Origin of the sequence: Gottfriedia luciferensis (assembly GCF_001712755.1) — a bacterium.
In the GTDB taxonomy this organism is placed as follows: domain Bacteria; phylum Bacillota; class Bacilli; order Bacillales; family Bacillaceae_G; genus Gottfriedia; species Gottfriedia luciferensis_B.
In genome coordinates this window covers 238251-257930 of sequence record NZ_MDKC01000002.1, presented here as the reverse complement: position 1 = coordinate 257930, position 19680 = coordinate 238251, and the positions used below count along the sequence as shown (strand labels likewise).

Annotated in this window: 15 protein-coding genes, 1 pseudogene and 1 other annotated feature; of the genes and pseudogenes, 3 read left to right on the top strand and 13 right to left on the bottom strand. The window is 33.8% G+C overall.

The annotated features are described in order from the left end of the window. Nucleotides 1–137: 137 nt before the first annotated feature. Entirely contained in the window at nt 138–1142 is a 1005-nt protein-coding gene (locus BED47_RS03800; protein ID WP_069032496.1) for a zinc-dependent alcohol dehydrogenase family protein, read from the bottom strand. A gap of 910 nt (nt 1143–2052) precedes the next feature. Then, nucleotides 2053–2901 (bottom strand): DegV family protein, encoded by an 849-nt coding sequence (locus tag BED47_RS03795; RefSeq protein WP_069032495.1) that lies wholly within the window; start codon nt 2899–2901, stop codon nt 2053–2055. 315 nt (nt 2902–3216) lie between these two features. Here BED47_RS03795 and BED47_RS23965 point away from each other — a divergent pair, with 315 nt between their 5' ends. Then, nucleotides 3217–4236 carry a barstar family protein gene (locus BED47_RS23965; protein WP_254664539.1) on the top strand — a complete coding sequence of 340 codons (1020 nt, stop codon included), beginning with the start codon at nt 3217–3219 and terminating at the stop codon, nt 4234–4236. Nucleotides 4237–4384: 148 nt separating this feature from the next. Here BED47_RS23965 and leuD read toward each other — a convergent pair whose 3' ends face one another. From leuD to ilvE, 9 genes and pseudogenes are all read right to left on the bottom strand, one after another. Next, the gene (gene leuD, locus BED47_RS03785; protein WP_069032494.1) at nt 4385–4960 is read right to left on the bottom strand and encodes a 3-isopropylmalate dehydratase small subunit; all 576 of its coding nucleotides are present in this window, start codon (nt 4958–4960) and stop codon (nt 4385–4387) included. Next, nucleotides 4938–6332 (bottom strand): 3-isopropylmalate dehydratase large subunit, encoded by a 1395-nt coding sequence (gene leuC, locus BED47_RS03780; protein ID WP_069032493.1) that lies wholly within the window; start codon nt 6330–6332, stop codon nt 4938–4940. The genes leuD and leuC overlap by 23 nt, the downstream gene beginning before the upstream one ends. Continuing rightward, on the bottom strand, nt 6329–7396 hold the full coding sequence (gene leuB / locus BED47_RS03775; protein ID WP_069032492.1) for a 3-isopropylmalate dehydrogenase: 1068 nt from the start codon (nt 7394–7396) through the stop codon (nt 6329–6331). Before leuB ends, leuC begins: the two co-directional genes overlap by 4 nt. Before the next feature lie 41 nt (nt 7397–7437). Continuing rightward, a pseudogene (locus BED47_RS03770) lies at nt 7438–8559 on the bottom strand (2-isopropylmalate synthase); the annotation flags it as partial. 3 nt (nt 8560–8562) lie between these two features. Beyond that, nucleotides 8563–9573: a ketol-acid reductoisomerase gene (ilvC, locus tag BED47_RS03765; RefSeq protein ID WP_069032491.1), complete on the bottom strand. Its 1011-nt coding sequence runs from the start codon at nt 9571–9573 to the stop codon at nt 8563–8565. A gap of 39 nt (nt 9574–9612) precedes the next feature. After that, a complete protein-coding gene (ilvN, locus tag BED47_RS03760; RefSeq protein ID WP_025671139.1) occupies nt 9613–10128 on the bottom strand; it encodes an acetolactate synthase small subunit in 516 nt (171 codons plus the stop codon). Then, nucleotides 10128–11816 (bottom strand): acetolactate synthase large subunit, encoded by a 1689-nt coding sequence (gene ilvB / locus BED47_RS03755; protein WP_254664547.1) that lies wholly within the window; start codon nt 11814–11816, stop codon nt 10128–10130. Before ilvB ends, ilvN begins: the two co-directional genes overlap by 1 nt. A 99-nt stretch (nt 11817–11915) precedes the next feature. Further along, nucleotides 11916–12152, bottom strand: a binding site (T-box leader). Continuing rightward, nucleotides 12151–13818, bottom strand: coding sequence for a dihydroxy-acid dehydratase (gene ilvD / locus BED47_RS03750; RefSeq protein WP_069032490.1), 1668 nt, complete (start codon nt 13816–13818; stop codon nt 12151–12153). (Overlaps the previous feature by 2 nt.) A gap of 6 nt (nt 13819–13824) precedes the next feature. Next, nucleotides 13825–14715, bottom strand: coding sequence for a branched-chain-amino-acid transaminase (gene ilvE / locus BED47_RS03745; RefSeq protein WP_069032489.1), 891 nt, complete (start codon nt 14713–14715; stop codon nt 13825–13827). Between the two features lie 262 nt (nt 14716–14977). Here ilvE and BED47_RS03740 point away from each other — a divergent pair, with 262 nt between their 5' ends. Beyond that, nucleotides 14978–15166: a hypothetical protein gene (locus BED47_RS03740; RefSeq protein WP_069032488.1), complete on the top strand. Its 189-nt coding sequence runs from the start codon at nt 14978–14980 to the stop codon at nt 15164–15166. 674 nt (nt 15167–15840) lie between these two features. Here BED47_RS03740 and BED47_RS03735 read toward each other — a convergent pair. Continuing rightward, nucleotides 15841–17367 (bottom strand): ABC transporter permease/substrate-binding protein, encoded by a 1527-nt coding sequence (locus tag BED47_RS03735; protein WP_069032487.1) that lies wholly within the window; start codon nt 17365–17367, stop codon nt 15841–15843. Nucleotide 17368: 1 nt separating this feature from the next. Beyond that, nucleotides 17369–18121 (bottom strand): ABC transporter ATP-binding protein, encoded by a 753-nt coding sequence (locus tag BED47_RS03730; RefSeq protein WP_069032486.1) that lies wholly within the window; start codon nt 18119–18121, stop codon nt 17369–17371. A 213-nt stretch (nt 18122–18334) separates the two neighbouring features. Between BED47_RS03730 and brnQ the strand changes: the two genes are divergently transcribed. Next, a complete protein-coding gene (gene brnQ / locus BED47_RS03725) occupies nt 18335–19669 on the top strand; it encodes a branched-chain amino acid transport system II carrier protein (protein WP_069032485.1) in 1335 nt (444 codons plus the stop codon). Nucleotides 19670–19680 lie beyond the last annotated feature (11 nt).

Sequence of the window (19680 nt, the reverse complement as noted above, 5' to 3'; positions counted from 1 at the left end):
TCAAAATACTAAATTTTTTAAATATTACATTTGTAATAATCATATGATGTTAATTGTAATTTATCAAGGAGCAAAAAAAAAGAACTGAATAATTCAGTTCTTTTGATTGAAGACAAACTTGTAAAAAACAATTCAAATTAACCAATTTTAACGGTAATTTTACCAAAATTATTTCCTTCACCCATTCGTTGTAATGCACTAATGACATCCGTAAATTCAAAAGATTGATCAATGATTGGTTTAATTTTATGTTCTTCAAAAAATGCCAACATTTGTTCAAACTCTCTTGGACTTCCCATGGTAGTCCCTCTAATATCCATATTTTTAAAGAATACTTTTGGCAAGACTGTTTGAGGAACTGGTCCATTTGTCGCACCGAATGATACGATTCTTCCACCTTGAGCAGTCAAATCAATTAATCGATTAAATGATTCACCACCAACTCCATCGATCGTAAGGTTTACAAATCCAAATTCTTTACGAAGTTTTTTATACCAATCATTTTCTCGGTAATTAAAACCAGCAGTCGCACCCATTTCAATTGCCTTTTCAATTTTTTCATTGCTACTCGATGTAACTAGTACTTTTGAACCGAATGCAACAGCCATTTGTAATGCATATAATGCTACTCCACTACCTATACCTGGAATCAATACTGTATCATTCTTTTGTAATTGACCACGTGTAATTAATGCTCTATATGCAGTAAGTGCAGCTAAGGGTATTGCTGCAGCCTCTTCCCATGACAAGTACGAAGGTTTTTTATAAACATTTTCAACTGATAGTTTAATAAATTCAGCAAATGTACCATTAGAAGGCATTCCAAGTACAGTGAATTCATCAGAATTGATATCATCACGATCCCCCCAGTTTAAGCTCGGGTTCATGATTACTTCATCACCTACAGAAAATCCTGTTACTTCTTCACCGATAGCTTCAATAACTCCAGCACCATCAGATCCTAAAATCCCGTCCAATTTCATCCCAGGATACATACCGTGCGTTATAAAAAAGTCACGTCTGTTTAACGATGCTGCCTTTAACTTAATCACAACTTCATTCGGATGAACAGCACCAATCTCAACATTTTCAAATTTTAGTGACTCTGGCCCTTTAGTGTCTCTTAAAATATAAGCTTTCAATTACCTCACTCCTATTCTTGAACGAATTTAAATATGTAAAAAAGACGGTTAATAAATACTACTCAATTTTTATTTTACCAAAAAAGTTAAATACGGTTTAGTAAAATGATTAGCAAGGAATGATTGTGGGGGATAGTATGAAGTGAATTATGAGATTTAGGTGTTTTAGTTTATGAGTTTTTAGGGTAGGGTTCTATATTTTAATAGATTTTTGTTTCTGTTTTTCTTTATCTAATAGTTATGTATTTTTATTCAATTCAATTCAATTCGGTACGTGAAATTCCTATTAAATGCCTTTGTTAGAGTGAGGAAACTTAATAGATCGATATTCATTAAAAACTGCACTTTATTTCCAAAGTAATTCTTTTTTTGTATTAATTGAAAGCTTTTTATAGAAGATTCGCTAGATTTTAAGCATATTTTGAACGTTGCATATAGATTGGAGTATCTTAATTGCAGTTTCAGATAATTTGTTTGCAGTTTTAACAATTTTAATTGCAGATTAGGTGATTTTGTTTGCACTTTTGATGTTTTTATTTGCAGTTGTTAAAAACGACCATCCACCAATAGTCCTTAATTACAGAATGTGATTACCTTAGTTTTTCATACATTCTTTCTATTGAAATAGTAGTAACTTAAACTTCTATCCTACTAAAATTAATTTCCACAGGAATAATCTACTGTATTCAAAATAGCAGTGATTTTCTATTTAAAAATGACAGGTTTTCTAATATTTTTACAAATCACTTTGTCAAAACTTGTTTTATCATCAATAAACATGTCTCTTTATAAACAATAGGAATGTGTTATTATTTCCTATTAAACTTTTTTTGTTATATCCATATATTTTAAATTTGAAAGTTTTACGAAACAAAAAAACTCTCACCACTTGAGAGTCGAAACGAATTTCTTAATTAGCAAGAAAAAAGATTCCTATTGCACTAGGACCCGTGTGAACGCCGACTGCTGAACCAACTGAGTTTTCTATAATCTGTTCACTACCAATTAGATCCTTTAATTGTTTAATAAATTGTTCGGTGGAATCATCTTTTACCCCATATACAACTCCAACATTTTTACTAAGTTCATCTTTCCGTGTCTTCATTAGTTCAAGCATACGATTTAATGCTTTTTTTCGACCTCGTACTTTTTCAAGTGGTTTAAACTTCCCTTCGCTTACTTCCATAATCGGATTTATATTAAGCATGCCACCTAAAAATCCGGCAAACTTACCAACACGACCGCCACGTATTAAATATTGGAGATCTTCTATCGTAAAAATATGTTGGATCTTACTTATATTTTGATTTAATTGTTTCATTAGATTTTCAAAAGATTCATTATTATTTAAGCCTTCTATCAGCTCCATAACTAATACGCAAATTCCAAGTGATACAGATCTAGTATCGATAATATGAATAGAGGCATTTGGATTGTTTTCTAAAATATCTAGTTTTACTAATTGTGCAAAATTATACGTACCAGATAAGTCACCAGAACAAGTAAGATAGACACAATTTTGCTCTTTACTACATGAGGCTAAAGTTTGATAAATTGCATCATAAGAAGGTAAAGATGAAGTAAAGTTCTCCCCATTTTTCATTCTTTGCATTAACTCATGTGATTGTAGATTTACTCCGTCAAGATACTCTTTTTCTAATTGGTCATAGACTCTTAATGGAATGACTGAAATATCGTATTTAATCAATAGTTCAGATGGAAGATCAGAAGAGCTATCTACAATTATTTTTAGGTTCAATTTAATCACCTCTCTCTAGATTAATAATGTATTTTTAATCTTATTAAACAATAATCTAAATATTCAAACAACTATTTTGCATTTAAGTTAATTTTATCGACAAAATTAAAATTAATTTTACGAAAAGTACATTGAAAATTCACTTGTTCTACAACATGGTAGTTTAATTGAATAAGTATGTCTGAATTTCTATGAATAAAAAGCGAATTCAAATAAAATAATTTAAAAAACTGATTAGCATTTCTAAAATTATGAATTATTTCACTTTTAATTTTATGGTAAAATGGAATTATATGGAATTTTTGGAGGTATCTAGTGGAATTAAATGCAGAAGGAAAATTAGAGAAAGTACCGATTAAGCTTGATTACAAGTTTTATGGCTTAGAAAAGGAAATGTACTCAATCAATAGCCATTTGTTTAATAATCAAAAATTATGTGCAAAAGGGATTCTTTACATTGCGTTTACTGTACTTATATTATCTTTATTAATTTTTACTTTCGTTTGGATAAACGAAGAACAAAAATCACAAGAACTATCGATTATTTCTACTCAAATAGCTGATGAATTAACAAACAAGGAATTAATGACACCAGAATTGATCAAAAATATAAAAAGTATAATAGTAAGTACCGATTATATTTCTGAAATAAGCATATTCAGTTCGATGAAAATTAAGAATGAAGGAATAAATTTGAATTCTTATAATACTGAAAACATGGAGCCAGAATTTCATTATAAAAGAATTGTATGGTCCCCAAAATGGTTAGTTCCTGACTTTTTCTCAAGCGGGAATGGAGATAGTGATTGGTATATCGAAATGAAACATAGGACTTTTAGTACATTTGCAGGATTTGTTTTATTAGTAGGCTTATCAATCTATTTAACCTTATTCACTATATGGACAACGATAAATACCTACCGAGATAAAAGATTAAATACTGGATGGATCATCCTATTTGCTTTATTTAATGTGTTAGGATATTTAGTTTATCGATATCGATTTGTCATTAGAAATTTTTTTACTGATTTTCTAAAAGAATTTAACAGATCAGAAGAAAAAAGTATAACGATTGATGTATCGTTAATCAACAACAGTCATGAATTGCATCAAGTATTAAAAGAAAAACTATCATTTCCAGATACTTATAGTGAAGATTGGGACAACTTTTGGGATATAATTACATGTCATGTTGAGTTACCTAAGAAACTTCAATTTATTGGTTGGTCAGAATTAGAGCGAAAACTACCAGATGATTCAAAAATTATGATCGAGTACCTTCTTGAACATAACCAGGAATTCCCCGATTGGCATTGTAATTTTATATGCAACTAACACGTTTTTAGAAGTAAAGTCAAATTAGACAGAGCTCTTTCAATATTCTTAACTAACCATCCTATTTATTCCCTTGTTTTCACACGAATTCAGATAAAAAAGAAGTGCCTAATAAGTTTGCAGGCTTATAAGACACTTCCTTTTTTAGTTATACATGTAATTTTTCATATTTTGCAATGTCATTTTCATATTTCATCGTAATCGCAATATCATCTAAGCCATTTAGTAATTTTTCTTTCCAAACAGGATCGATTGAAAATTCAAAGTTACCAAATACTGTTTTAACGACTTGTTTTTCTAAATCGACTTCAATTTCTTGATTCCCACTTAATGAAGATAATTGTGAGCGAATCTCATCATTTAAGACAATCGGCAGCATACCATTTTTTATACAGTTATTGTAGAAAATATCTGCGAAGCTACCAGCAATAATAATTGTAAATCCATAATCATTTAATGCCCAAGGTGCGTGTTCTCTAGATGATCCGCAACCAAAATTATTTCCACTTATTAAGATTGAAGCATTTTTCCGTTCCTCATTATTTAATGAAAAAGATTGATTTGGTGAGCGATCATCATGATATCGCCATTCATCGAATAAAAATTCTCCAAAGCCAGTTCGTTCAATTCGCTTTAAATATTGTTTTGGAATAATTTGGTCTGTGTCGATATTATCTAACATAATTGATACAGTTGTGCCTTTATGCGTACGTAACGGTTTCATTTGCTTGCTCCTTTCGAATATCAATAAAATGACCATGTACCGCAGCAGCCGCTGCCATTACTGGACTGACTAAATGTGTTCTTGCTCCTTTACCTTGTCTTCCTTCAAAATTTCGGTTTGAAGTAGATGCACAATGTTCTCCAGCTGGTACTTGGTCTGGATTCATTGCTAGACACATCGAACAACCAGCTTCCCTCCATTCAAATCCTGCTTCTATAAAGACTTTATGTAGTCCTTTTGCCATTGCTGCATTACGAACCTTTTTTGATCCTGGAACAACTAATGCACGGACATCAGATTTTACTTTCTTTCCTTTAAGATAATTTGCAGCTTCCTCTAAATCTGACAATCTAGAATTTGTACATGAACCAATGAATACGTGTTGAACTGGAATCTCATTCGGTGTGATTTCTGGTTTTAATCCCATATATTCATAAGCTCGTTCGTAGTTCTCATCCTTGGCTTTTGGAAGGGCTTCATCAATTCTTACGCCCATTCCAGGATTTGTTCCCCAAGTTACGTAAGGTGCAAGGGTTGCTACATCCACTTCAATTGTTTTATCAAATGTTGCTCCCTCTTCTGTATATAATTTCTTCCATTCTACTAATTTTTCATCATATGAATTTACTGTATATTTTCGACCTTTTAAATAATCGAAAGTTTTTTGATCTGGAGCAACTAATCCTGCTTTTGCTCCTCCCTCAATCGCCATATTACATAAAGTCATACGCTCTTCCATTGACATATTTGAAATTGCTTCACCATAAAACTCAATAACAAATCCAGTTCCCATTGATACACCATAAGTTGCTAGTAAATGAAGAATGATATCTTTCGCATATACACCTTTTGGAAGCTTACCATCAAGTTTCACACCCATTGACTTCGGCTTAACTTGCCATAAAGTTTGTGTTGCTAAAACATGTTCAACTTCACTTGTTCCAATTCCAAAAGCTAAAGCACCAAATGCGCCGTGTGTTGATGTATGACTATCTCCACAGACAATTGTTTTTCCCGGCTGAGTTAACCCTAGTTCAGGTCCGATTACGTGGACAATCCCTTGGTCCTCATCCGTAATATCTGCTAAAGGAATATTGAACTCTTGACAATTATTCCTTAACGTATCCATTTGTTGTTTAGCAATTAAGTCAGTGATGACTAATTGATTTTGTGTTGGTACATTATGATCCATCGTCGCAAATGTTAATTCTGGTCTTCTTACTTTTCGATTGGATAATCTCAATCCTTCAAAAGCTTGCGGAGAAGTTACCTCATGGACTAAGTGTAAATCGATATACAAAAGCTGTGGTTTACCTACTTCACCAGTTACAACATGATTTTGCCAAAGTTTATCAAACAATGTTTGTTTCATCGAATAGTACCTCCAACTGTTTGAAATTGTAATTCCTTTACTACTTGTTCTGTAAATTCAATCGTTGAACTGTTACCACCTAGGTCACCAGTTAAATAGCCATTATTGATTGAATTGACAATCGCGTTTTCAATCGAGTTTGCCTCATCAACTAAGTTAAAATCACGAAGCATCATCGCCACTGACCTTAATATTGCTATAGGGTTAGCCTTATTTTGTCCAGCGATATCTGGTGCTGAACCGTGAATTGGTTCATATAATGAAGGACCTTTGCCTGATTTACTTGCAGAAGGTAGCATTCCTAATGAACCAGTAATCATCGAAGCTTCATCGCTTAAAATATCCCCAAATAAATTTTCAGTAACGATTACATCAAATCTTCTTGGGTTTCGAATTAACTCCATCGCTGCTGCATCAACAAGAATATGCTCAACCTCAACTTCTGGATAGTTTGAACTTAATTCATTTACAATTTTTCGCCAAAGTTTACTAGATTCTAATACATTTGCTTTATCAACTGATGTAAGTTTACCTTTTCTAGTTTTTGCTAACTCAAATCCATACGTTACAATTCGTTCAATTTCTTCTCTAGTATAGGAAAGAGTATCCGTTGCTTCATTTTCATTATGGAATCGAGGTTCGGAAAAATAAATTCCGCCTGTTAATTCTCGAACGACGACAAAGCTTACATTTCTGACTTGTTCAGATTTTAACGGAGAATGATTTACAAGTTCATCGTAAACATCGACTGGTCGAATATTTGCATATAAATTAAGTGATTTTCTTAATCTTAATAAGCCACTTTCTGGTCGTTCAACACCTTGATCCCATTTTGGTCCACCTACTGCTGCCAATAATACGGCATCCGAATTTAAACAATTATCTAATGTTTCTTTCGGTAATGAAGTACCTGTTTCATCGATCGCGTGACCTCCGAATAAATTTGTTGAAAAAGTAAAGTCATGTTGATAAGATTTTGCAATCTGTTCTAATACCTGTACTGCTGAACTCATAATTTCTGGTCCGATTCCGTCTCCTGGAAGACATGCGATTTTTAATTTCATTTTAGAACCTCCTTTTTGCTCCACTTACTAATAATGTTTAATAAATCTGCATCTGTAATTTCTTTTTTCGAATCTGTCAAAGCTTTAAATTGAATAAACGCTTTGTTTATAATTTCTGTTGGAAAGTTGAATCCAAGTTCTTTTAATTTGTCAGTAAAAGCATGACGTCCTGAATGTTTCCCTAATACTAATGAATTAGTAGATAGTCCAATTAATGAAGGGGGTATAATTTCATATGTTGTCGGTTCTTTTAGGACGCCATCTTGATGAATACCTGATTCATGAGCAAATGCATTTGTACCAACAATTGCTTTATTCTTCTGGACAACCATACCTGTTAGACGACTAACAAGTTCACTTGTCTTCGTAATTTCATGTAATCGTAAATTAGAATTTTTCCGGTAAACATCTTCCCTAATATGTAGTGCAACGGCTATTTCTTCTAGTGCAGCATTTCCTGCTCTTTCCCCAATTCCATTTACGGTGCATTCTACTTGGGTTGCTCCAGCCTGTATAGCAGCTAAAGAATTCGCTACTGCCATTCCTAGATCATCATGACAGTGACAAGAAAAAACGGCTTTATGATATGACGGTACATTTTCTTGTAAATATTTAAATAGGTCGTAGTACTCTGAAGGACTTGTGTAACCGACAGTATCTGGAATATTTATTACATCAGCCCCTGCTTTAATGGCAGTTTCTGCGAATTCGGCAAGAAATGCTCGATCAGTACGACAGGCATCTTCAGCTGAAATTTGGACTTTTGGAAAAAAGGATTTTGCAAGCTGCACACAATGTTTAGCCGTTTCCAAAACTTCTAATCTCGTCATGTTTAATTTATATTTCATATGAATGTCACTTGTTGCTAGAAAAATATGAAGTCTCGGTTCTGCAGCATTTTTTAACGCATCCCATGCTGTTTTAATATCTGAATCTTTTGCTCGAGAAAGGCTTGAGACGGAGACAGAACGAATCTGTCTCGCAATCTCTTGAATACCTAAAAAGTCACCTTCTGAGGAAGCGGCAAAACCAGCCTCAATGATATCAACACCTAAAGCTTCTAGTTGTCTTGCAATTTCGAGCTTTTCAAATCGATTTAAATTAACCCCAGGAGATTGTTCGCCATCACGTAATGTTGTATCAAGAAACTGAATTTTACTCATTTTTTATTTCACCTCGACCTTTTCTTTTCTTTGGATAAATGGCATCATTGCACGAAGTTTTTCTCCAACCTCTTCTAACTGATGTTTCTTTTCACTTTCATTAATTTCGTTGTATACTGGACGACCATTTTTATTTTCGTTAATCCAACCCTTAGCAAACGTACCATCTTGGATTTCTGCTAAAATATCTTTCATTGCTAATTTTGACTCATTCGCTACTACTCTAGGACCAGATACGAAATCTCCCCACTGTGCAGTATCAGAAATTGAGTATCTCATATAGCTCATTCCGCCTTCGTACATTAAATCAACGATTAGTTTCAACTCATGTAAACACTCAAAGTATGCAACTTCTGGCTGATAACCTGCTTCTACTAATGTTTCAAATCCTGATTTAACTAAAGAAGTTACACCACCACATAGTACCGCTTGTTCTCCGAATAGATCTGTTTCAGTTTCCTCTTTAAATGTTGTTTCAAGAACACCTGCTCTAGTAGAGCCAATTCCATCAGCATAAGAAAGTGCTACATTTTTTGCTTCCCCTGTTACATCTTGGTAAACAGCAAATAATGCTGGAACCGCTGCACCATCGACAAATGTACGTCGAACAAGATGTCCTGGACCTTTTGGAGCTACTAAAAATACATCAACATTTGCAGGAGGAACAATTTGATCAAAGTGAACATTAAATCCGTGTGCAAACGCAAGCGCATTACCATTTTCTAGATACGGTTCAATTTCATTTTTATAAACAGTTGGTTGATGCTCATCTGGTAATAAAATCATTACTACGTCTGCTGCTTTTGAAGCCTCTGCAACTGTAGTTACATGTAGTCCGTCATTTGCTGCAGCGTCCCATGATTTTCCAGGGCGACAACCAACAACTACTTTATGACCATTCTCATGTAAATTTAAAGCATGTGCGTGACCTTGAGATCCATAACCAATTACTGCAATCGTTTTCCCTACTAATACATTTTCCTTTACGTCTGTACCATAATATACTTTAGCCATTTTCAAATTCCTCCAATTATTTTAGTTTTATTTTTTTATTTAATAAGAGAGTAGCTTTTGAGCATGCTCCTTATGTTTAGCGGATCTAGTAAATGCGGTTACACCTGTTCGAGCTATTTCTTTTAGTTCGAAAGGTCTTAATAACTCAATCAAAGCCTCTACCTTATCAGAAGTACCAGTTACTTGAACGACAATCTGATCACGGCTTACATCAATAACTGAGGCTCTAAATGGTTCAATTAGACTATATATTTCATTTCTTGTAGCTGCATTTGTACTTACCTTTATTAAGGCTAGTTCTCTAGCAATAACTGATTCTTCTGTTATATCTGCTACTTTTATCACATCAATTTGCTTGTGAAGCTGTTTAATCAGTTGTTCAACCTGTTGTAAATCCTCTACATGAACGACAAACGTAATTCTTGAAATATGATCTTGTTCTGTATGTCCTACAGAAATACTTTCGATATTAAAGCGTCTTCTCGAGATCACTCCTGTAATTCGGTTAAGTACGCCACTGTTATTTAATACAGTCGATGTAATGACTCGTTTCATTATTTCACCCCTTCCATTTCATGGATTCCTTTACCAGGTGGTACCATTGGTGTAACGATTTCAGCTTGATGAACTCGACAATCAATTAAAACTGGGCCATCAAACTCAATTGCTTCTCTTAATTGACTTTCAACTAAATTTGGATCTGAGATTGTCATCCCTTTAATACCGTAAGCTTCAGCAAGTTTTGTGAAACTAGGCTGGCAGTCTAATAGAGAACTAGAGAAGCGGTCATTATAAAAGGCTGATTGCCACTGTCTTACCATTCCTAAAGCTGCGTTATTTAATATTAAAATTTTAACTTGTAGATTATGTTCCTTGATCATGCTCAATTCTTGCAATGTCATTTGGAAACCGGCATCACCTACAATCGCTACAACTAATTCATCAGGCTTTGCAAATTGTGCTCCGATTGCAGCTGGTAAACCAAATCCCATCGTTCCGAGTCCACCTGAAGTAATCCATTTATGTGGATCGTTAAAAGGATAATACTGAGCCGCCCACATTTGATGTTGACCTACATCTGTGGAAATCGTTGCTTTCCCATTTGTAATCGAATGAAGTAAAGTTAAGACAGTTTGTGGTTTAATGACTTCTCTACTTTGTTCATACTGTAAAGGAAAAGCTTCTTTACGACTTTTAAGTAGTTCTAACCATTCACTATGATTTTGTTTATCTATTTTTTGTTTTAATAGCACTTTCAGAACTTCCTTAGCACATCCAACGATTGGAATATTTGTCGGAATAACTTTGTTTATTTCGGCAGGATCGATATCGATATGTGCTACAACCGCATTTTTAGCAAAGTGTGCTAAATTACCCGTTAACCTATCATCAAATCTTGCTCCGATGTTAATTAGTAAATCACTTTCATACATTGCCATATTTGCGGTATAAGTTCCGTGCATGCCCCCCATTCCTAGGAATAACTCCTCATTTGCTGGAAATCCACCTAGACCTAAAAGCGTATTTACAACTGGGATATTGAACTTTTTGATAAATTCAGTAAACTCATCTGCTGCTTTTGCATGTAATATTCCTGCTCCAGCTAATACGACTGGTTTTTTAGCTTTTTCAATTGCTCCTATTAACTTTGTAATTTGAAGATAATTTGGTTCATAAGTCGGTTGATAACCTGGTAATTGAACTTCTACTTCTTCCTTTTTCACTCCTTTTTCAACCATCATATTTTTTGGTAGATCGATGACGACTGGACCTGGACGGCCTGTTGAAGCAATATGGAATGCTTCTTTTACGATTTGTGGAACATCTTCAACATTACGCACTTGGTAGTTATGCTTTGTAACTGGCATTGTAATTCCGATAACATCTGCTTCTTGAAAGGCATCCGTTCCGATTACATTTGTAGCAACCTGACCAGTAAAAACAACTAGTGGTAATGAGTCCATCATTGCATCTGCTAAACCAGTAACGACGTTTGTAGCACCTGGACCACTTGTTGCGATGACAACTCCTGGTCGGCCAGTTACTCGTGCATATCCTTCTGCAGCGTGGATGGCCCCTTGTTCATGCCTTGCTAGAATGTGAGGAATATCAGCATCATAAAGTGCATCATATAATGGTAATACTGCCCCTCCAGGGTAACCAAAAATCATTTCAACATTTTCATTTTTCAAAGCATCAATTAGTAAATTTGCACCTGACAATTCTTTTGACAGAGTTCTCATCGAATGATGACTCATTTCTACTTTTCCCTCCATTTTCGGATAAAATTTACCCATTTATTCGCAATAAAAAAAGCCATAACTCCACACTTCAGCAGATGCTGAAGGGGCGAAAGACTTTTCGCGGTACCACCCTTCTTCTTAGGTTAATAACCTAACTTTGGGATTTTGGCTAACCAAAATCTGGCTATAACGTGACCAACGTTCAGACTTACATTACAAATTAATTCAGCCTGACACTCAAGAGTGAGTTTCATTAATCAAGGTCATCGGTTCACACCAGCCACCGACTCTCTGAAGATCCTTTTCATAACTACTTTTCTCTTTCAATGCTTTTTCATATTTTTAATATTCCACCTGTATTAGCAGAAGTAACTAACTTTGCATATCTTGCTAAATAACCCGTTTTAACTTTTGGTTCATGTAATTTATATGATGATTTACGAGATTCTAACGTTTCGTTTGAAACTGATAATGTGATACTTCTTGATAAAAGATCGATTATGATTTCATCGCCATCTTCAATACATCCAATTGGTCCACCTTCAGCCGCTTCTGGAGAAATATGCCCGATTGCAATACCCCTTGTAGCACCTGAAAAACGACCATCTGTAATTAACGCAACTTTTGTTCCTAAACCTCTTCCGACAATTGATGAAGTTGGTGCAAGCATTTCAGGCATTCCAGGTCCACCTTTTGGACCCTCATATCGAATGACAACGACATGACCCTCTTTAACGAGACCATTGTCAATCGCTTCAACTGCTTCATCGTGTGAATTAAAACAAATTGCTTCACCAATAAAGGTTTGGATTGAAGGGTCAACACCTCCAACTTTAATAACTGCACCGTCTGGGGCTAGATTCCCATGTAAGATCGATAATCCGCCTGTTTGTGAATAAGGATTTTCTTTTTTACGAATCACTTCACTATTGGTGATTGTAGCCTCTTGCACATTCTCGAATAACGTTTTGCCAGTAATTGTAATGCGGTCACTATTGATTGCTCCAGGAATGGTAGTAAGTTCTTTAATAATTGCTGGAACACCACCTGCTAAATGAACATCATGCATTGAATAGTGCGAAGCTGGACTAATTTTAGATAAATAAGGTACTCTTCTAGCTACTTCATTTATATCCTTTAAGTCGTAATCAACACCTGCTTCATTTGCGATGGCCATTAAGTGTAAAACAGTATTTGTCGATCCACCCATTGCCATATCTAGTGCAAATGCATCATCAATTGCCTCTTTTGTAATAATATCTCTTGGTTTTATATCGTTTTCAATGCAATCCATTAGATGAACAGCTGCATCACGGATTAATTGATGTCTGTCTTTACTAGTTGCAAGTATTGTTCCGTTATATGGTAGTGCTACACCAAGCATCTCCATAATGCAATTCATTGAATTTGCTGTAAACATTCCAGAACATGATCCACATGTAGGACATGCTGACTTTTCAATATCGAGTAATTCTTCTACACTCATTTTTCCTGATTTAAAAGCACCTACACCTTCAAATACTGAAGCAAGAGATAGAGCCTTTCCATCTTTAGATAATCCTCCTGCCATTGGTCCACCTGATACAAAAACTGCTGGTACATTTGTACGAACAGCTGCCATTAGCATTCCTGGTGTGATTTTATCGCAGTTTGGCATATAAAATACGCCATCAAACCAATGTGCATTAATAACAGTTTCGGCTGCATCGGCAATGATTTCCCTACTTGGTAAAGAATACCTCATTCCGATATGACCCATTGCAATTCCATCATCGACACCAATCGTATTAAACTCAAATGGAACGCCACCAGCATCTCGAATCGCTTGTTTTACAACATCAGCCATTTCTCTTAAATGAATATGACCTGGAACAATATCAATATATGAATTACAAATCGCTATAAATGGTTTATTAAAATCTTCCTCTTTTACACCTGCCGCAAGTAATAAGCTACGATGAGGCGCGCGGTCGATTCCTTTTTTGATCATGTCACTTCGCACAATTTATCACCCTTGTTTTACGTAAATTTTTTCTCCATCTTCTACTACTAATTGACGAAATGCTTTTAATAATCTTTGTGTATTTGGTCCTGGTTTTCCATCACCAATCACTCGTCCATCTACCTTAGATACGCCAATTACTTCAGCCGCTGTTCCAGTTAAGAAAACCTCATCGGCAATATAAACATCATGTCTAGTGAACAATTTTTCCTCAACTTCGTAACCTAATGTGTCACCTAATTCCATAATTGCATTTCGAGTAATTCCTTCTAATGCACCAGCTGAACTCGGTGGAGTAATTAGCTTATTGCCTTTTACTAAAAAGACATTATCTCCTGAACCTTCAGCTACAAAGCCTTGATCGTTTAGCATTAGTGCTTCTTGAACACCAGCTAGTTTCGCTTCAATTTTTACTAATATGTTATTTAAGTAATTTAAAGATTTAATTTGTGGATTTAATACATCACTTCGATTTCTTCTCGTTGCTACTGTTACAATTTCCATACCATTTTCGTATAGTTCTTGTGGAAACAGTGCTAGTTGTTCAGCAATGACAACTACATTTGCTCTTGGACAAGAAGTTGGATCTAATCCAAGATTCCCTTCTCCTCTTGAGACGACGAGTCGAATATAACCACTATGTAAATTATTTCGATTTACTGTATCAACAACAATTTGTGTTAACTCTTCTAATGAATAAGGAATTGTTAATAAAATTGATTTTGCTGATTCATATAATCGAATGAGATGTTCTTTTAAGCGAAATACATTGCCATCATATACGCGAATCCCTTCGAATACTCCATCTCCATATAGATATCCATGATCATATACAGAAACTTTTGCATCTTGTTTTTGAACGAATTCACCATTTAAAAAAATCTGTTGCTCTGTCACGGTTAATCCTCCTCAAGAGTTAAAATATTTGTACTTACTTTATTCCAATCTACGAAATTAATCAACAAGTTTTTAGAAAATTTTAAATTCATAATTTATTCAAATGTCGTATAAATATTGGTATATCAACAATGAAAACCTTTACATTTTTTCAAAATAATTTTTCGACAAAATTTTACTCTTGAAAAATGTTTTTAAAAGGATTATCATATGGTTACTTTAAACAGAATTTTCTGTAAATTAAAATCGGAGGCGAGTAAAAATGGCTACTTTACAAATTAATGGGACTGTTAACGAAATCAATGAAGTGTTGAAAGTAATGAGTAATCATTTTGACATTCAGATTAAAGACGAAAAATCCGATCAGGAGTATTCAGTAGATTTCTCTTATGAAGAATGGGAAAACGATTCTTTTGTAAGTGAGGTGTTAACTGGAGCCTATAATGATTAAACATTGAAATTCTTATCGTATGATAACAAAAAGAGGGTAGCCCATTATTTAGGCAACCCTCTTTTTCTTTGTTGGTCTGAAGTAGTGCAAGTAAAGGATCCATCTGTGCTTATAAGGGCTGAATAGCTGCAAGTAAACGGCCGACTGCAAATAAATCTTAGAGTAGTGCAAGTAAAGGATCCATTTGAGCTAATAAGAGCTGAATAGCTGCAAATAAACGGCCGACTGCAAATAAATCTTAGGGTAGTTCAAGTAAATGATCCATCTGAGCTAATAAGAGCTGAATAGCTGAAAATAAACGGCCGACTGCAAATAAATGGCGAACTGCAAATAAAATTAGAGAATGTGCAATTAAATCTAGTGAATCTGCAATTAAATTGTTAAAACCGCAATTAAAATTATCAAATCTGCAATTAAATCTTGAGAAAGTGCAATTAAAATACAAAATTACCCATACCAGTTAGGGTATTCACCTCAAAAACTGTTAATAAATTCATATTCTTTAAAAGAAAACTAGCAATTTCCCGCTAATTCTATCTTTATCGAATAAAAAGTCGCTACAAATCTGCTTAAAAATCTTATTTTGATAGATAAGCGCTTTAAGTTCATGTGTATTACAATAAAAAAAGGACCGCTTTGATCAGTTCCCTGACCAATAAGACAGTCCAATACGTTTATTTTAGTAAACCCTCTTCTTTCAAAAACTCTCTAGCAACACTTTCGGCTGATTTTCCACCGACATTTACTTTGTAATTCATTTCTCGCATTTCATCATCTGTTATTTTATTTTTTAATTTATTTAATATATTTTTGACTTCTGGATATTTTTTAAGTGTTTCTTTCCTCAAAAGTGGTGCGCATTGATATGGTGGGAATAAATTTTTATCATCGACTAACACTTTCATGTGATAACTTTGGAGCTCACTATCGGTTGAATAAGCATCGATTATTGAGAGATCGCCCGATTGAATTGCGTCATATCTCAATTTAGGTTCCATCGTTTTTAAATTTTGGAACTTTATTCCATATAATTTTTGTAATCCTAAATAACCGTCTTCACGATCTGAAAATTCTAAAGTGAAACCTGCTTTTAATTGATTTGCTACTTTGGTTGCATCTGAAATTGTTTCGATTCCAAATTGTTTGGAAATGTGATCTGGAACAGCTAATGCATATGTGTCATTAAATTTCATAGGTTCCAAATAACTCAAATTATACTTTTTTGCTAAACCTTCAGCAGCTTGTTTATATACTTCATTTGCATCATTACTAATAGCTTTTTCTTTCAAAAAAGTAGATATGACCGTACCTGTATATTCTGGATAAATATCAATATCACCTTTTTTTAATGCATTAAACACAAATGTTGTTTTACCAAAATTGGGCTTAACTTCAACGTTTAGATTTGTTTCATCCTCAATCATTAATTTATACATATTCATTATTATTTCTGGCTCAGCACCTAATTTTCCAGCGATGACTAGGTCCGTTTTATTCCAAGATTTAATTGTTAATGGAGAAAATAATAATGCTAATAAAATAAAAGAAGCAGTAATTATTCTTAATGAAAAACTCTTAAAACTCCTCTTCTCTATTAATCTTAAAATAAAATCAAATATAATAGCTAAAAGTGCTGACGGTATTGCCCCTATAATGATTAAATTCATATCGTTTCGGTCGATGCCTAATAATATTAAACTACCTAAACCACCAGCTCCTATTAAAGCGGCGATTGTTGCAGTTCCAACAATGATGACCATCGCAGTGCGGATTCCCGCCATCATAACTGGTAGTGCTAATGGTAATTCAACCTTAAATAGTCTTTGTCTACCATTCATTCCTAACCCAGTTGCTGCCTCTAATAGAATTGGATCAATCTCCTTAATTCCAGTATATGTATTTCGCAAGATCGGCAATAATGCATAAACACTTAGCGCAATTACCGCTGGAATCTTTCCAATACCAACTAATGGTATTAAAATCCCTAACAGCGCCAATGAAGGTATAGTTTGAATAACTGCTGTCGTTCCAATTACAAATTCTGAGAGAACTTTCTTCCTCGTTAAGTAAATTCCAATCGGGACAGCTATTATTATTGCAATAATTAGTGCAAAAACTGAAATTTGTATATGCTCTAACAAAGCCGTTAATAATTGCTCTTTTCTATTTGCAAGAGTTGTTGTAAATGAAATGAGAATCATCTTATATTCCCTCCTTTACAACAACTTTACTACGATAATTGTCTATAAATTGTTCAACAAAAGGATTGACTGGATTATTTAGAATTTCATCCTTCGTACCAACTTGAACTAGTTCTCCATCGTGCATGATCCCGATTCGGTTTCCTAAATAAAATGCCTCGTCTAAATCATGAGTAACAAAAAGGATCGTTTTATTAATCTTAGTTTTTAATTGCTTCAGGTCCTTTTGTAATTGTAATCTAGTAATCGGATCCAATGCACTAAACGGTTCGTCCATTAATAATAGATTTGGATCCCCTGCTAAAGCCCTCGCTACACCTACCCGCTGTTGTTGACCCCCAGATAATTCTGAAACTGATCTTTTACTAAATTCCAAAGGATTTAATTTTACTAATTCTAATAATTCATGAGTGCGCTCTTTTATTTGAGCTTTGTTCCATTTTTTTAATTCTGGTACAATTGAAATATTTTCTTCAACATTCAAATGCGGAAATAGTGCAATTTGTTGAAGTACATATCCAAACTCTCTCCTCAGCTTATGTTCATCATATTCTTTAATATTTTTATCATTATAAAAAATTTCTCCGTCAGTTGGTTTAATTAATCTATTTATTAATTTAATTGTTGTTGTTTTTCCACAGCCACTTGGGCCAATTAAAACAAAACATTCACCTGTCTCAATTGAAAAAGATAAATCCTGAACTGCACATTTACCATTTGAAAACCTAAAAGAGATATCTTGAAATTGAATCATTCTAGTCCTCCCTTATAAATTGCCTATAAGTATATATATTTAGAGGACAAGTTTTCTTATGCTTTAACTGATGAAAATTAGGACAAAAGAAACTTTTTTCTTACTTTATGAAAATTATAAGAATTTTAAAGGTTTTTGTAGTAAATAGAGTTATTCTTTGATAAAATGAGAAAATCATTTTTAAATAGCAACTATGTTTTTGAGGTGAATTATTTGAATACTTTAACAAAAAAAGAAATACTGTTTATTGGATTTATGTTATTTTCTATGTTATTTGGTGCTGGTAATTTAATTTTCCCAGCATACATAGGACAAGCAGCCGGAGAGAATGTATGGGAAGCAATTATTGGATTTATTATTTCGGATGCAGGCATTGCAATTTTAGCATTTATTGCAATAGCAAAATCCGGTAATTTTGATACGCTTGTAAAAAGGGTACATCCCATATTTGCACTTCTCTTCCCAATGGCAATCTACTTGTCGATCGGACCTGGACTTGCCATTCCTCGAGCTAGTAGTCTGGCATATGAAATGGGTGTTAAACCATTTTTGTCCGAAAGTTTGTCTATTTCTCCGATAGGACTCTTAATTTATACGATTGTGTTTTTTAGTATCGTTTATTGGTTTGCTAAATCACCTTCAAAATTAGTTGACAGATTCGGTAAAATTTTAACTCCAGCTTTACTAATCTTAATTTTAATTGTTTTTATTAAAGCAATGTTTACAGACTTATCTAGTTTTAAGGATGCATCCTTAACATACAAATCTAACCCTGTCTCACAAGGAATTTTAGATGGCTATCAAACAATGGATGGCATTTGCGCATTAATCTACGGGATTGTTTTTATCAATATTTTTCAAAGATTAAATGTTACAAATAAAAAGTTACAAATTAAGTATTTAATTATTTTCGGTTTAATTTGTGCATTATTATTATCGATGACTTATTTTATAATTGGCTACTTAGGTGCTTCAGCAACGATTACTGGACAAATTGACAATGGAGCAATCGTTTTAACGACAGTCATGAATCAACTATTTGGCAATGGTGGAACAATTGTTTTAGGACTTATTTTTACACTTGCATGCTTAAGTGTTTGTATTGGTTTAATCACATCATGTTCTCAATATTTTAATAGTATTTTCCCTAAATTATCTTATAAGCAATGGGCAATCTTATTATGTTTTATAAGTGGTTTCGTAGCAAATTTAGGACTTACACAAATATTAAAAGTATCCGTTCCAATATTAGGTCTTTTATATCCAATGGCAATTGCACTAATTGTTCTAGCGCTTTTACACGATCAATTACCATTTAAAGGTAGACCTGTTTATTTATTAACAATTTTGTTCGTTGGAATTTATAGCTTAATCGAGATAATCAATTCATCATTTTTACATAACGGACTAAATGAATTATTATCGATTGTTCCAATGCAAAGTAACGGATTCGGTTGGGTAATACCTGGTTTAATCGGTTTTGTAATTGGGTGTATTTTGGAGAAGTTTATCGTCAAAGAATATACCGAAGTAAAAAACGCAGCATAATTCTTTTTAAA

Excerpts from the sequence above, each read along its gene's own strand:
- leuD (WP_069032494.1), bottom strand. The coding sequence starts at position 4,960 with ATGAAACCGTTACGTACGCATAAAGGCACAACTGTATCAATTATGTTA.
- leuC (WP_069032493.1), bottom strand. The coding sequence starts at position 6,332 with ATGAAACAAACATTGTTTGATAAACTTTGGCAAAATCATGTTGTAACT.
- leuB (WP_069032492.1), bottom strand. The coding sequence starts at position 7,396 with ATGAAATTAAAAATCGCATGTCTTCCAGGAGACGGAATCGGACCAGAA.
- ilvC (WP_069032491.1), bottom strand. The coding sequence starts at position 9,573 with ATGGCTAAAGTATATTATGGTACAGACGTAAAGGAAAATGTATTAGTA.
- ilvN (WP_025671139.1), bottom strand. The coding sequence starts at position 10,128 with ATGAAACGAGTCATTACATCGACTGTATTAAATAACAGTGGCGTACTT.
- ilvB (WP_254664547.1), bottom strand. The coding sequence starts at position 11,816 with ATGAGAACTCTGTCAAAAGAATTGTCAGGTGCAAATTTACTAATTGAT.
- BED47_RS03740 (WP_069032488.1), top strand. The coding sequence starts at position 14,978 with ATGGCTACTTTACAAATTAATGGGACTGTTAACGAAATCAATGAAGTG.
- BED47_RS03735 (WP_069032487.1), bottom strand. The coding sequence starts at position 17,367 with ATGATTCTCATTTCATTTACAACAACTCTTGCAAATAGAAAAGAGCAA.
- BED47_RS03730 (WP_069032486.1), bottom strand. The coding sequence starts at position 18,121 with ATGATTCAATTTCAAGATATCTCTTTTAGGTTTTCAAATGGTAAATGT.